This window comes from Spiractinospora alimapuensis (assembly GCF_018437505.1).
Classification (GTDB): Bacteria; Actinomycetota; Actinomycetes; order Streptosporangiales; family Streptosporangiaceae; genus Spiractinospora; species Spiractinospora alimapuensis.
On sequence record NZ_CP072467.1, the window covers coordinates 5274501 to 5287218 of the forward strand.

A 12718-nucleotide genomic window follows, 5' to 3' on the forward strand; every position below is an offset into this window, starting at 1 on the left:
CCGCGCCATCGGTGCACGTGCCGTCCAACCAGGTTCTCGTATCCCGGGTCGGGACGGTGTGCGATCGAACCATCGCTGGACGCGGGTTCACATGCTTCCAAGCATGGCGCACCCGGCAGGATTCGAACCTGCGGCCGACAGATTAGAAGTCTGTTGCTCTATCCACTGAGCTACGGGTGCTCGCGGCTCCGTCAGTGTAGAACATCAGGGCGTCGTTTGGGGGTCGGCCGCGGGGTGTGGGGGTCGTGGAGTGACTCGTTCACCAGCAGAACAACGCTGCGAAGTGAACCAGCATGGTGGTGATCGCGACCATCGTCATCAGTCTCACCCCCTGTGCTGCCCTGACGGCACTCAGACCGCCTTGTGGCGTTATGTGCCCTAATGATAACTCTGTGTAGGTATAGGTGGGGTGTGGGGTGGTTCAGGAGATCGTCTAGCGTTGACACTCGTGAATGGTGGAGCGCATGCGGCGGGGATCGCCGCGGGGATGGGGTTGGACGCGGCCGTCGGGGACCCCCGGCGAGGGCACCCGGTGGCGGTGTACGGTCACGCGGTCTCGCGGCTGGAACACGCGATCTACGCGCCCACGCGGCGGCGCGGGGTTCTTTTCACCCTGATGGCCACGGTTCCCGTGGTCGCCACGGCCGTGGTCGCGCAGCGGGTGGCCCGGGACCTCCCGGTGGCCACGATCGCCCTCACCGCGGCGGCGACCTGGGCCGTGGTGGGTGGCCGCACGCTGCACCGTGAGGCCGAGCTGATGGCCGACGCCTTGGAGGACGGTGACCTGGAGCGGGCCCGGGCACGGCTACCGCACCTGTGTGGCCGCGACCCCGCCACCCTCGACGCCACGGGTCTGGCGCGGGCCACGGTGGAGTCGGTCGCGGAGAACACCTCCGACGCCGTGGTCGCGCCCCTGTTCTGGGGCGGCTTGGCCGGTCTTCCCGGGCTTCTCGGTTACCGCGCCGTCAACACCCTGGACGCGATGGTGGGCCACCGTTCGTCCTGCTACGAGAACTTCGGCTGGGCCTCCGCCCGACTCGACGACCTCGCCAACCACGTTCCCGCCCGCCTCACCGCTACGCTCGCCACCCTCGCCAGCCCCGCGGTCGGGCGAACCCCCTCCCACGTGCTTCGCACCTGGGCGCGGGACGGCGACCAGCATCCCAGTCCCAACGCGGGCCAATGCGAGTCCGCGTTCGCCGGCGCGCTGGGAGTACGGCTCGGCGGGAAGAACGTCTACGGCGAACGGGTGGAACACCGCCCCGAACTCGGTGACGGCCCCCCACCCGGCGTCGGCGACATCCGACGCGCGGTGCGCCTCGCGCGGTGGGTCGGTGTCGGGGCCGGCGCGGTGGCGGCGGCGATGGCATGGGCGAAGGGAAGGCGCGGTGGGGCTGGATCTCCCCACCCCGGACGTCAGTCGCTGTAGCTGTCCAACGCGGCCTCCCGCTCAGCGGTGAGACCGGTCCAGTCCTCACTGGGCGCCGCCCACGCCACGGACACGTTGTCGCCGTTGGCGAGGGTGAAGTTTCGGCTCAGCATGTGCCGCCGTTCTCCACCCGAGCTCGTCCACTCGAACTCCCACTCCGCGACCGAGGTGTGGTCGCCCGGGACGCTGTCGGTGACGTCGGCCACGCGGATCCGCTCGTAGCCGGGCAGGCGACCGCTCGCGATGGTCTCGGACTCGTTCTGCTCCACGTGGGCCAGTTGGTCACTCATGGGGTGCGGTGTGGAGTCGATCTGTAGGAACGTTCCGGTCCGCGGTCCGTTGTAGTAGATGCTGGAGCCGTCGACGCGGCGTGTCCACCCGTCGGGAACCGCGATCTGGAACCCGTCGGGATCGTTGACGAGCTCCACACCGGGGACGTCGGCGACGTCCGGGGTCGGCTCGACATCGTGGTCGTCCTCGGGCTGGTCGTCCTCCTCGACCGGGTCGGCGTCGTCGGGGCCGGGCGCGTCGTCCTCGCTGGGTGAGGCGTCGTCGGCGGAGGCGTCCTGCCGCGCCGCCGCTGGGCTCGGTTCCTCGCCGCCGGTCGCGAAGACCACGATCGCCACCGCCACGACCAGTAACGCTCCGGTTCCGAGCACCATCGCCACCAGTGGCCAGGACAGGCGAGAGCGCCGAGGGGTCGGTGCCGGCCCACTCGGGGCGACCAGCGTCCCCGTCTCCTGGCCCGACGGGGCGAAGACCGAGGTGGGTGTGGCGCCAGCCGGTGTGGCGACGGCCGGTGCGCTTGGTGGCTGGTCGTTGACCACCGTGGGCGCGTCCGTAGCCGGGACGGCAGAGGCCGCCGCACCGGACGCCTGTGGGGGCGTGGCGCCTCCTGGTCCGGACGGATCCAACAAGGCCCGGGCCTGTTCGGCGGTCATGCGCTGGGCGGGTTCCTTGCGCAACAACCCCGCGACGAGTGCGGGTAACGACCCCTCGGCGTGGATGGGGGCGGGTTCCTCCGACAACGCGGCACGCACCGTCTCCTCGGCGGTCGCGCGTTGGAACGGCCCGACCCCTTGGACGGCGTAGTAGGTCGTCGCGCCCAGCGACCACAGGTCACTCGCGGGTGTGGCCGGCACGAAGTGGAGCCGTTCGGGCGCGATGTAGCCCGGCGAACCGACGACGCCGGAGGTGCCGGTGAGGTCACTGGCGCCGGAGACCTGGGCGATTCCGAAGTCGGTCAGCACCGCGCGACCGGACTCGGTGATCATCACGTTGGCCGGCTTCACGTCGCGGTGGACGATACCCAGCCGGTGCGCCGTGACCAGCGCGTCCAGCAGCTCGCCCACCCACCGGGCCACGTTCCGCGCGGCCACGGGGCCGTCACTCTGGACGAGGTCCCGCAGGGACCGCCCGCTGAGGAACTCCATGACGATCCACGGACGCCCGTCGTGCTCCACGACGTCGTGCACGGAGACGATGCCGGGGTGGCTCCCCATGGCCGCGGCCCGCGCCTCGCGCTCCATGCGGGTGGCGAGCCGGGCGCGCTCGTCGGCAGCCATGCCGGCCGGGAGCAGCAACTCCTTCACCGCGACGGTGCGGTCGAGCCGCGTATCGTGGGCACGCCAGACCCGCCCCATGCCACCGCGGCCCAGCTCCTCGGTCAAGCGGTATCGGTCACCGACCACCCGCTCGACTCGCTGTGACGCTTCGTCAGCGTTCGAGTCGTCCGTACCCACCCGGGCTCCTCTCAGGAGTACGGGGCCGCCCCCCACCAGCTTGACCGCACTCACATTAGGGTGAGTGGCCGCACGGCGCCACAGGCACCGGAACGCGTACTCGGGCGGTACGAAGAGTGACGGAGGAAGAGTGGGGGACGTCCACCCAATGTGGAACGAGTCTAACCAGAACGGTACACACGGTGCTTTACTGGTCGCCGGTACGACCTCCGACGCCGGAAAGAGCGCCGTCGTGGCGGGGCTGTGCCGTTGGCTGCGGCGCCGCGGCGTCAAGGTCGCGCCGTTCAAGGCCCAGAACATGTCACTCAACTCGGTCGTCACACCTGACGGCGCCGAGATCGGCCGCGCGCAGGCGATGCAGGCCGCCGCGTGCGAGATCGAACCCACGGCGGCGATGAACCCCGTCCTGCTCAAGCCCGGCAGCGACCGCAGCAGCCAGGTCGTCGTCCGCGGCCGGGCCATCGGCGAGGCGGACGCCACCACCTACCACGACTACCGTGCCCGGCTTCGTGACGTCGCCGTGGAGAGCCTCGCCGAACTCCGCCGGGACCACGAGGTCGTCATCTGTGAGGGCGCGGGCAGCCCCGCGGAGATCAACCTGCGTGCCGGGGACATCGCCAACATGGGCCTCGCCCGGGCCGCCGGCCTCCCCACGGTCGTGGTCGGCGACATCGACCGCGGGGGTGTGTTCGCCGCACTCTACGGAACCCAAGCCCTCCTCGACCCCGAGGACCAGGCCCACATCGCGGGCTACATCATCAACAAGTTTCGCGGCGCGCCCGAACTCCTCGCCCCCGGCCTCGACATGTTGCGAGGCCACACCGGCCGCCCCGTGCTCGGCGTGCTGCCCTGGCTGAACGGGCTCTGGCTGGACGCAGAGGACTCCCTCGCGCTCTCCGCGGACCGTGGCCCGACCCAACCCCCGGCCGGGGCTGAGTCCCTGCGCGTGGCGGTGGTGCGACTTCCCCGCATCAGCAACTTCACCGACATCGACGCGCTGAGCGTGGAGCCCGGGGTCGACGTCCGCTTCGTGACCGCTCCCCACGAGCTGGACGGCGCGGACCTGGTCGTCCTGCCGGGGACCCGCGCCACCGTGGCCGATCTCGACTGGCTGCACGAGCGGGGACTGGCGGCGGCCCTACGGCGGCGCGCGGCGGAGCGACGCCCGATCCTGGGGATCTGCGGCGGCTACCAGATGCTCGCCCGCCACATCGACGACACCGTGGAGTCCCGCCGGGGCGGACGCGACGGCTTGGCGCTTCTCCCCACGACGGTCGCCTTCCAGCACGAGAAGATCCTGGGCCGCCCACTCGGTTCCGCCTACGACCACCCCGTCCGGGGCTACGAGATCCACCACGGACTCACCACCGTCCACGACGCGCCGGGCACCGACTCCGAGCCCTTCCTCGACGGCTGCCGCCAGGGCGCGGTGTTCGGCACCACCTGGCACGGCGCCCTGGAGAACGACGCCTTCCGCCGCGCCTTCCTCACCGACGTCGCCGGCCGAGCCACCCGCTCCTTCGTTCCCGCCCCCACCACCGACTTCGCCGCCGCCCGCGCCGCCCGCCTCGACGCCCTGGGCGACCTCGTCGAACATAACCTGGACACCGACGCGGTGTGGCGCCTCATCGAACAGGGGGCACCGTCTGGCCTGCCCACTATCGGCCCGCACGCCTGAGGCACGGAGCGGACCGGAGGACCGAGGGCGTGGTACGCGCCGGATGGGGCCAGCCCCCGCGCCTGGGGGAGAGGCTCGGCATCGGGGCGAACGACTGGAAGACCCTGGGCCTGCTCGAGCAGCACGGCCCGATGGCGGCCGGGGAGATCGCTCGGCTCTCCGTGCGGCGCCGACCTCCGTCACCGGAGTGCTCACGCGCCTGGAGCGGCGGGGATACGTACGGTGGCGCGAGGACGCGCGGGACGGGCGCCGTGTCGTCGTCGAACTCTCGGAGGGACCACGACGTCGCACCCAAACCCTGATCGCGACGACGACCGCCGCCTCGACCGGCTTCTGGATCGATTCACCCTGCCCGAGCTCGAGACGATCGCCGGGTTCCTGGAAGCCCACGCCCGGTTCCAGGCGGGGGCCACCGCCGACCTGAGCGCTCAGGAACCCGCCATCGACCGGATGTAGGCGAACTGGGTGTGCACCTGCTGTACCTGGGCCGCGTTGTGGATCGGGATCATCGTCACGTGGTAGTGCTCGTTGGAGCGCACCGTGACCTGGATCCCGCCCTGCACCGTGGTTTCCTTCGCCAACAGGAAGAACAGGCTGAACACGCAGACGAAGAAGAACCCGATCAGCGCCACCGCCAACGCCCAGCTCGGCAGCTTCTGGTGGTACTGAGTCATGTCGTTGATCGTCCACTGGCTGCCCGCGAGGGGGAACGTGGCCGACGGCGTGATCACCTCGTTCTGGGTGATGGTGATGTCCCCCAGTTGGGCGATGGGCGCTCCGCTCGGCTGGGCGGGGACCCCGCCGCCGGGGGGCAACGCCTGCCAGCCGCCGCTCTGCGGGTTGTACGGCTCGATCTGTCCATACCCGGGATCCCCGGGCTGGGGACCAGTCCCGAAGGGGTTCGCCGGATCGGCGCCGTAGGCGGGCTGGTCGGCGTTGTAGGGGTCGCCGTAGGGGTCCGGCGGTCCGGGGTAGCTCATGCAGAGGATTGTGACAGAAAACCCTGTGTTTCATGATCGCCTGGGTGTTCCCGAGTCCGGGAACCCGACGCGCCGCACCGTCCCAACATCCCGTCTGGGAGAATCAGCCGGGGCGAGCGCAGGAACCCGGTGGGAGTCCGGGGCGGTCCCGCCACTGTGTTCGGGGAGTGACCTCGCTGGGGTGTGCCACTGTCGCACGAGTGCGCGATGGGAAGGCCGTGGGGGAACAACGATCCGAGAGCCAGGACACTGCGCCGCGGACCACTAGTTTCTCGACCGGGGTCGTGGAGTGCCCCGAGGGAAGGATCGACACAACGTGGCAACCATCCTGTTGCTGTCCACCGCCGACACCGAACTGCTCGCGGCCCGGAGCGCCGACGTCGGCTACCGCACCGCCAACCCCGCCCGCCTCGACCCCCGGGACCTGCCCGCGTTGCTGGAGGGCGTGGACGTCGCGGTGCTACGCATCCTCGGCGGGCGCCGAGCCTGGCCCGACGGAACCGACGCGCTGCGCGCCAGCGGCGTCCCCCTGGTCGCCCTCGGCGGCGAGGCCGCGCCCGACGCCGACATGATCGAGCTGTCCACCGTCCCCGCCGGAGTCGCCACCCAGGCCCACACCTACCTCGCCGAGGGCGGCGTCGCGAACCTCCGTGAGATGGCGCGGTTCCTCTCCGACACCGTGCTGCTCACCGGAGAGGGGTTCGCCCCGCCCGAGCCCATGCCCGAGTTCGGCGTACACGGCCCCGAACCGGAGGTGACACCCGGGCGGCCCACCGTCGCCGTCGTGTTCTACCGGGCACACGAACTCTCCGGCAACACCGCGTTCGTCGACACCCTCTGCCGAGCGATCGACACCGCCGGCGGAACGCCACTGCCCGTCTTCACCGGCTCCCTACGCGGTGTCACCCAGGACACCCACCCGGAACTCTTCCAGATCCTGCGGCGCGCCGACGCCGTGATCACCACCGTCCTCGCCGCCGGAGGAAGCAGGCCCGCCGACGCGGTCGCGGGCGGCGAGGACGACTCCTGGGACGCCGGAGCGCTCGCCGCCCTCGACGTGCCCATCCTGCAGGGCATGGTCCTCACCACCAGCCGGGACGCCTGGGCGGCGTCCGACGCCGCGCTCACCCCGATGGACGCGGGAATGCAGGTCGCGATCCCCGAGTTCGACGGCCGCCTCATCACGGTCCCCTTCTCCTTCAAGGAGACGACCGAGGAGACCGGCGACATCCCCGTCTACGTCGCCGACCCCGAGCGCGCCGCCCGCGTGGCCGGCCTCGCCGTCGCCCACGCCCGCCTCCGTGGCGTCCCCACGCCGTCGCGCCGCCTCGCCATGGTGCTCTCCGCCTACCCCACCAAACACGCCCGAGTCGGCAACGCCGTCGGTCTCGACACCCCCGCCTCCGCCGTGCGTCTGCTGCGCGCCCTCGGCGAGCGCGGCTACGACCTCGGAACCGACGACGGCCTCTGGCGCGTCCCGGCCCCCGAGGAGGACCGCCGCGCCGACGACGGCGACCCGCTGATCCACACCCTCATCGCCGCCGGAGGTCACGACCAGGAGTGGCTCACCGAAGAGCAGCTTGAGCAGGCCGAGACCCGGGTTCCGCTGGCCGACTACCAACGCTGGTTCGCGGCGCTGCCCCAGCCCCTGCGCGACTCCGTCACCGCGGCCTGGGGGGAGCCTCCGGGCGAGCTCTACGTGACCGAGGGCACGCACGGGCCGGAGATCGTCATCGCGTCCCTGCGTTTCGGCAACGTGGTCTTCATGCTGCAGCCGCCGCGCGGCTTCGGCGAGAACCCCATCGCCATCTACCACGACCCCGAACTCGCCCCCTCGCACCACTACCTCGCCGCCTACCTGTGGTTGCAGACCGCCGTGGACGACGGCGGGTTCGGCGCCCACGCCGTCGTCCACGTGGGCAAGCACGGAACCCTGGAGTGGCTCCCCGGCAAGGGCATCGGGCTCGCCGCGGAGGACCCGCCGGACGCCGTGCTGGGCGACCTGCCGATGATCTACCCCTTCATCGTCAACGATCCCGGCGAGGGCACCCAGGCGAAGCGTCGCGCCCACGCCACCATCGTGGACCACCTGGTCCCGCCGATGGCCCGCGCCGACACCTACGGCGACATCGCCAAACTGGAGCAGCTCCTCGACGAGTACGCCCTCGTCAGTGACCTGGACCCCGACAAGGCCCCCACCCTGCGTGCCCAGATCTGGACTCTGATCAAGGCGGCCGAACTCCACCACGACCTCGACACCGACGCCATGCCCGACGATGAGGAGTTCGACGACTTCGTCATGCACGTCGACGGCTATCTGTGCGAGATCAAGGACGTGCAGATCCGCGACGGTCTGCACGTCCTCGGTGACGCCCCCGAGGGGGAGGCGCGCGTCAACCTGGTGCTGGCCGTGTTGCGCGCGGCCCAGATGTGGGGCAACAAGGCCGCCGCCCTCCCCGGCCTACGGGCCGTGATCGCGCGGAACTTCGGCCTCGACGAGCGCGAGCTGCTCGCCGAACCCGGCGTTCCGATCGCCGTCCCCGACGGGCTGACCCGCTTGGTCGACGGCCCCGCCCGCACCGCCTCCGACGCGATCGACCTCATCGACACCCTCGCCCGGCGCATGGTCACCACGATGGAGGAGGAGTCCTGGGCGGAGGAAGCGATCCCCGGCGTCGTCCGGACCGTCCTCGGTGACGACCTGGACGCGGCGCGGGAGGTGCTCGCGTTCGCGGTGACCGAGGTCGTTCCCCGGCTCGCCGGTACCGGTGGGGAACTCGACGCCGTGCTGCACGCCCTCGACGGTGGGCACATCCCCGCGGGCCCGTCGGGATCACCCACCCGCGGACTGGTCAACGTCCTGCCCACCGGCCGCAACTTCTACGCCGTGGACCCCAAGGCCGTCCCCTCGCGGAACTCCTGGGAGGTGGGCCAGGCCCTCGCCGACTCCCTCATCCGGCGCCACCTCGACGACACCGGGGAGTACCCGCGCTCGGTCGGCCTCACCGTGTGGGGAACCGCCGCCATGCGCACCCAGGGCGACGACGTCGCCGAGGTGCTCGCCCTGCTCGGCGTGCGCCCTCTGTGGGACGACGCGTCGCGCCGGGTCACCGGCTTCGAAGTGGTTCCGGTGGAGGAACTGGGCCGTCCCCGCGTGGACGTCACCCTGCGCATCTCCGGGTTCTTCCGGGACGCCTTCCCCCACGTGCTCGCCCTGATCGACGACGCCATCACCGCCGTGGCGGAACTCGACGAACCAGGGGAGGAGAACTTCCCCCGCGCCCACGCCCTCGCCGACCACGCCGACCACGGAGACTGGCGTCGTGCCACGACCCGCGTCTTCGGGTCCCGGCCCGGTGCCTACGGCGCCGGACTACTCCAGTTGATCGACTCCGGGAACTGGCGTGACGACGCCGACCTCGCCGAGGTGTACGCGTCGTGGGGCGGCTACGCCTACGGTCGCGGCATGGACGGCCGCGAGGCGCGGGCCGACATGGAGGCGTCGTTCCGTCGGATCTCGGTCGCCGCGAAGAACACCGACTCCCGTGAACACGACATCGCCGACTCCGACGACTACTACCAGTACCACGGCGGCATGGTCGCCATGGTGCGCTCGCTCAGTGGCGAGAGCCCCCGCGCGTACGTCGGCGACTCCGCCACCCCGGACTCCGTGCGCACCCGCAGTCTCGCCGAGGAGACCCGCCGGGTGTTCCGTTCGCGCGTGGTCAATCCGCGCTGGATCGGTGCCATGCGCGCCCACGGCTACAAGGGCGCCTTCGAGCTCGCCGCCACCGTCGACTACCTCTTCGGCTACGACGCGACCGCGGGTGTGGTCGACGACTGGATGTACGCCACGCTCGCCGAGACCTACGTCTTCGACGAGGAGAACCGGCGGTTCCTCTCCGAGGCCAATCCCTGGGCGTTGCGCGGTATGACCGAACGACTCCTCGAGGCCGCGGACCGGGGACTGTGGGGCGAACCCGACCCCGAGCTGCTCCAGCGTCTACGCGCCAGCTACCTGGAGTTGGAGGGGGAGCTGGAGGACGGCTGATCCCTTCCCGCCGACCGTCGACGGGACTACCATTTCCGGACACGCCCCGCGCAGCGAGTGCAGGGGCGTAACCGGACGGGAATGCCTCTAGTGATGGGTCGCTGGCGGACCGTGAACGCTGTTATGTGGATGGCCGAAACGCCTGTCCCGCGTGGCGGTCCGCGGGGTACGTTAGGGGTACCCGCTCAGACGGGAGGGCGATGCGATGCCGTGGTGGATTCTCTGGTTGATCGCTGCCGCAGCCCTGGGCGCCGCGGAGTTCCTCACCTTGACCCTGGCCTTCGGCCTGCTCGCCGTCGCCGCTCTGGTCGCGGCGATCGTCGCCGGGCTGGGGTTGCCGGTCGTCATTCAGACGTTGGCCTTCGCGTTGACCGCAGGCGCTGGACTGGCGATCGTGCGTCCGATCGCCAAACGGCACATGTCCCACCCACCGGTGATCCGTGAGGGCACCGACGCGCTCGTCGGCCGCCACGCGGTGGTCTTGGAGGAGGTCACCGCGGCCCACGGGCTCATCAAACTCTCCGGAGAGGAATGGTCTGCCCGCGCGTTGGACGACGCCCAGGTCATCCCGGAGGGAACACTCGTGGACGTGATGGAGATCGACGGCGCGACGGCCGTCGTGTACCCACGCGATGAACTACTTCGATAACCCTGCTGAATTGAGGCGAGGGAGAGATGCCCGACCTAATCGTTCCGATCGTCATCATCGCCGCGCTGGTGGTGTTCGCGGTGATGTCGACGGTGCGCGTCGTGCCACAGGCGCGTCGCTACAACGTCGAACGTTTCGGACGCTTCCGCACCACACTGCAACCGGGACTCAACTTCATCATCCCGATGGTGGATCGGATCAACACCCGGCTGGATATCCGGGAACAGGTTTTCTCCTCCCGGCCCCAGCCGGTCATCACCCAGGACAACCTGGTCGTCAACATAGACACGGTGCTCTACTACCAGATCACCGACCCACGGGCGGCTGCCTACGAGGTGGCCAACTACCTGCAGGCGATCGACCAGCTCACGGTCACCACCCTGCGTAACGTCATCGGCTCCATGGACCTGGAGCGCACGTTGACCTCCCGCGAGGAGATCAACATGCAGCTACGCACCGTCCTGGACGAGGCCACCGGCAAGTGGGGGATCCGAGTGAACCGGGTGGAGATCAAGGCGATCGACCCGCCGCCCACGATCAAGGAGGCGATGGAGAAGCAGATGCGGGCCGAGCGCGACAAGCGCGCCGCCATCCTGCACGCCGAAGGCGAGCGCCAGTCCCGCATCCTCACCGCGGAGGGAGCCCGCCAGCAGGCCATCCTGGAGGCCCAGGGTGACCAACAGGCCGCCATTCTCCGCGCCGACGGTGAGGCCAAGGCCGTGGAGCGCGTCTTCCAGGCCGTCCACACCAACAACGCCGACCCCAAGGTGCTGGCCTACAAGTACCTGGAGACCCTGCCCGAGATCGCCGGCGGCGAGAACAACACCTTCTGGGTCATCCCCGGCGAACTCACCCAGGCGGTCCGCACAGTCACCGACGCCTTCACCGGCGGGACGAAGGACGGCACGGGCGTCGCGCCGACCCCTCCCCAGTCCGAGACCGGGGACACCGAGTCGACGCAGGACGAGGAGGGAACCCCGGCACTCACCAGCGGAGCACCGTCCCTCGACGCCATGTCGGCCGCCGAACAGGCCCGAGAGGAAGCCGAGGCGGCCGTCAACCAGGCCAAGGCCGACGCCGAGGCCGCCACCCAGGGGAAGATGTCGGCCGAGGAGCCCGGCGAGTCGTGACGCCAGGCGCGGCGGGCGGCGCCCCCGTGCTCCCGGCCGGGCGGTCCCGTCCCAGGGAACGCACGGGGCGCGTCGCCTCCGCTCCTAGGTCAGCAGAAGCTTGCCCGTGGTCCGCCGTTCGGTGAGGTCGCGGTGCGCCCCCGGTGCCTCGTCGAGGGGGTAGCGGCCACCGACTCGGACCTTGAGGTCGCCGCGTTGGATCAGGGCGAACAGTTCGGCAGATCGCTGGAGTAGTTCCTCGCGGGTCTCCACATAGTGCGCCAGGGTCGGGCGCGTGAGGAAGACCGAGCCGGCCTTGTTCAGGCGCTGGGGGTCGACCGGGGGAACCGGGCCGCTGGCCTGGCCGAAGATGGCGAGGACACCGCGCCGCCGCAGGCTGGTGAGACTGGCGTCGAACGTGGTGGCCCCGACGCCGTCGTACACGGCGGCGACCCCGGCGCCGTCGGTGATCTCCTGGACCTCCGGCCCGAAGTGCTCGTAGCCCAGGACGTGGTCGGCGCCCGCTTCGCGGGCCAGGGCCGCCTTGCTCTCCGTCGACGTCGTCCCGATGACACGGGCACCGGCGAGCTTCGCGAACTGCACCAACATCAGGCCCGCTCCGCCCGCCGCCGCGTGCACCAGCACGGTGTCGCCGGCCCGCACGGGGTAGGTGCTACGGGTGAGATAGTGGGCGGTCATCCCCTGCAGCATGCTGGCCGCGGCGTCCTCGGAGGTCACCCCGTCCGGGATCGGGATCGCGCGAGCGGCGGGGATCACGGCGCGGTCGGCGTAGGCGCCGGGGATCATCACCCACCCCACCCGGTCGCCCACCGCGACGTCCGTCACCTCGTCGCCCACCTCGGCCACGACGCCGGCCGCCTCCACCCCGGGAGTGAACGGAGTCGGCAGGGGATAGGCACCAGAACGCTGGTAGACGTCGATGAAATTCACCCCACGCGCCTGTACGTCGACCGCGATCTCTCCGGGGCCGGGACTCGGCGCGGGGACGTCCTCCACCCGCATGGCATCGGGACCACCCGGCTCATGGACCTGGATCGCGCGCATGGCTCACTCCGTTCA

General features: G+C 70.7%; 8 protein-coding genes, 1 tRNA gene and 1 riboswitch. Of the genes, 5 read left to right on the top strand and 4 right to left on the bottom strand.

What is annotated here, in order from left to right; all coding sequences use genetic code 11:
- Positions 1 to 104 precede the first annotated feature (104 nt).
- A tRNA-Arg gene (locus tag J4H86_RS24615) sits at positions 105 to 180 on the bottom strand.
- Positions 181 to 487: 307 nt separating this feature from the next.
- Here J4H86_RS24615 and J4H86_RS24620 point away from each other — a divergent pair.
- Positions 488 to 1429 (top strand): cobalamin biosynthesis protein, encoded by a 942-nt coding sequence (locus J4H86_RS24620; RefSeq protein WP_236544158.1) that lies wholly within the window; start codon positions 488 to 490, stop codon positions 1427 to 1429.
- Here J4H86_RS24620 and J4H86_RS24625 read toward each other — a convergent pair.
- Positions 1417 to 3171 (bottom strand): serine/threonine-protein kinase, encoded by a 1755-nt coding sequence (locus J4H86_RS24625; protein WP_236540709.1) that lies wholly within the window; start codon positions 3169 to 3171, stop codon positions 1417 to 1419. The genes J4H86_RS24620 and J4H86_RS24625 overlap by 13 nt on opposite strands.
- Before the next feature lie 148 nt (positions 3172 to 3319).
- Between J4H86_RS24625 and J4H86_RS24630 the strand changes: the two genes are divergently transcribed.
- Positions 3320 to 4849: a cobyric acid synthase gene (locus tag J4H86_RS24630; protein ID WP_236540710.1), complete on the top strand. Its 1530-nt coding sequence runs from the start codon at positions 3320 to 3322 to the stop codon at positions 4847 to 4849.
- Positions 4850 to 5277: 428 nt separating this feature from the next.
- On the opposite strand, the gene J4H86_RS24635 is transcribed toward J4H86_RS24630, so the two are convergent.
- Positions 5278 to 5829 (bottom strand): hypothetical protein, encoded by a 552-nt coding sequence (locus tag J4H86_RS24635; protein WP_236540711.1) that lies wholly within the window; start codon positions 5827 to 5829, stop codon positions 5278 to 5280.
- Between the two features lie 119 nt (positions 5830 to 5948).
- Positions 5949 to 6081, top strand: a riboswitch (cobalamin riboswitch).
- A gap of 64 nt (positions 6082 to 6145) precedes the next feature.
- Here J4H86_RS24635 and cobN point away from each other — a divergent pair.
- The 3 genes from cobN (at position 6146) to J4H86_RS24650 (ending at position 11659) form a co-directional block, all read left to right on the top strand.
- A complete protein-coding gene (gene cobN, locus J4H86_RS24640; protein WP_236540712.1) occupies positions 6146 to 9880 on the top strand; it encodes a cobaltochelatase subunit CobN in 3735 nt (1244 codons plus the stop codon).
- 205 nt (positions 9881 to 10085) lie between these two features.
- Positions 10086 to 10529: an NfeD family protein gene (locus tag J4H86_RS24645; RefSeq protein ID WP_236540713.1), complete on the top strand. Its 444-nt coding sequence runs from the start codon at positions 10086 to 10088 to the stop codon at positions 10527 to 10529.
- Positions 10530 to 10555: 26 nt separating this feature from the next.
- Positions 10556 to 11659 (top strand): SPFH domain-containing protein, encoded by a 1104-nt coding sequence (locus tag J4H86_RS24650; RefSeq protein WP_236540714.1) that lies wholly within the window; start codon positions 10556 to 10558, stop codon positions 11657 to 11659.
- Between the two features lie 84 nt (positions 11660 to 11743).
- On the opposite strand, the gene J4H86_RS24655 is transcribed toward J4H86_RS24650, so the two are convergent.
- Positions 11744 to 12703 carry a quinone oxidoreductase family protein gene (locus J4H86_RS24655; RefSeq protein WP_236540715.1) on the bottom strand — a complete coding sequence of 320 codons (960 nt, stop codon included), beginning with the start codon at positions 12701 to 12703 and terminating at the stop codon, positions 11744 to 11746.
- Positions 12704 to 12718: the final 15 nt, after the last annotated feature.

Coding starts and splice junctions, on each gene's coding strand:
- J4H86_RS24620 (WP_236544158.1), top strand. CDS start 488: ATGGGGTTGGACGCGGCCGTCGGGGACCCCCGGCGAGGGCACCCGGTG.
- J4H86_RS24630 (WP_236540710.1), top strand. CDS start 3,320: ATGTGGAACGAGTCTAACCAGAACGGTACACACGGTGCTTTACTGGTC.
- J4H86_RS24635 (WP_236540711.1), bottom strand. CDS start 5,829: ATGAGCTACCCCGGACCGCCGGACCCCTACGGCGACCCCTACAACGCC.
- J4H86_RS24645 (WP_236540713.1), top strand. CDS start 10,086: ATGCCGTGGTGGATTCTCTGGTTGATCGCTGCCGCAGCCCTGGGCGCC.
- J4H86_RS24650 (WP_236540714.1), top strand. CDS start 10,556: ATGCCCGACCTAATCGTTCCGATCGTCATCATCGCCGCGCTGGTGGTG.
- J4H86_RS24655 (WP_236540715.1), bottom strand. CDS start 12,703: ATGCGCGCGATCCAGGTCCATGAGCCGGGTGGTCCCGATGCCATGCGG.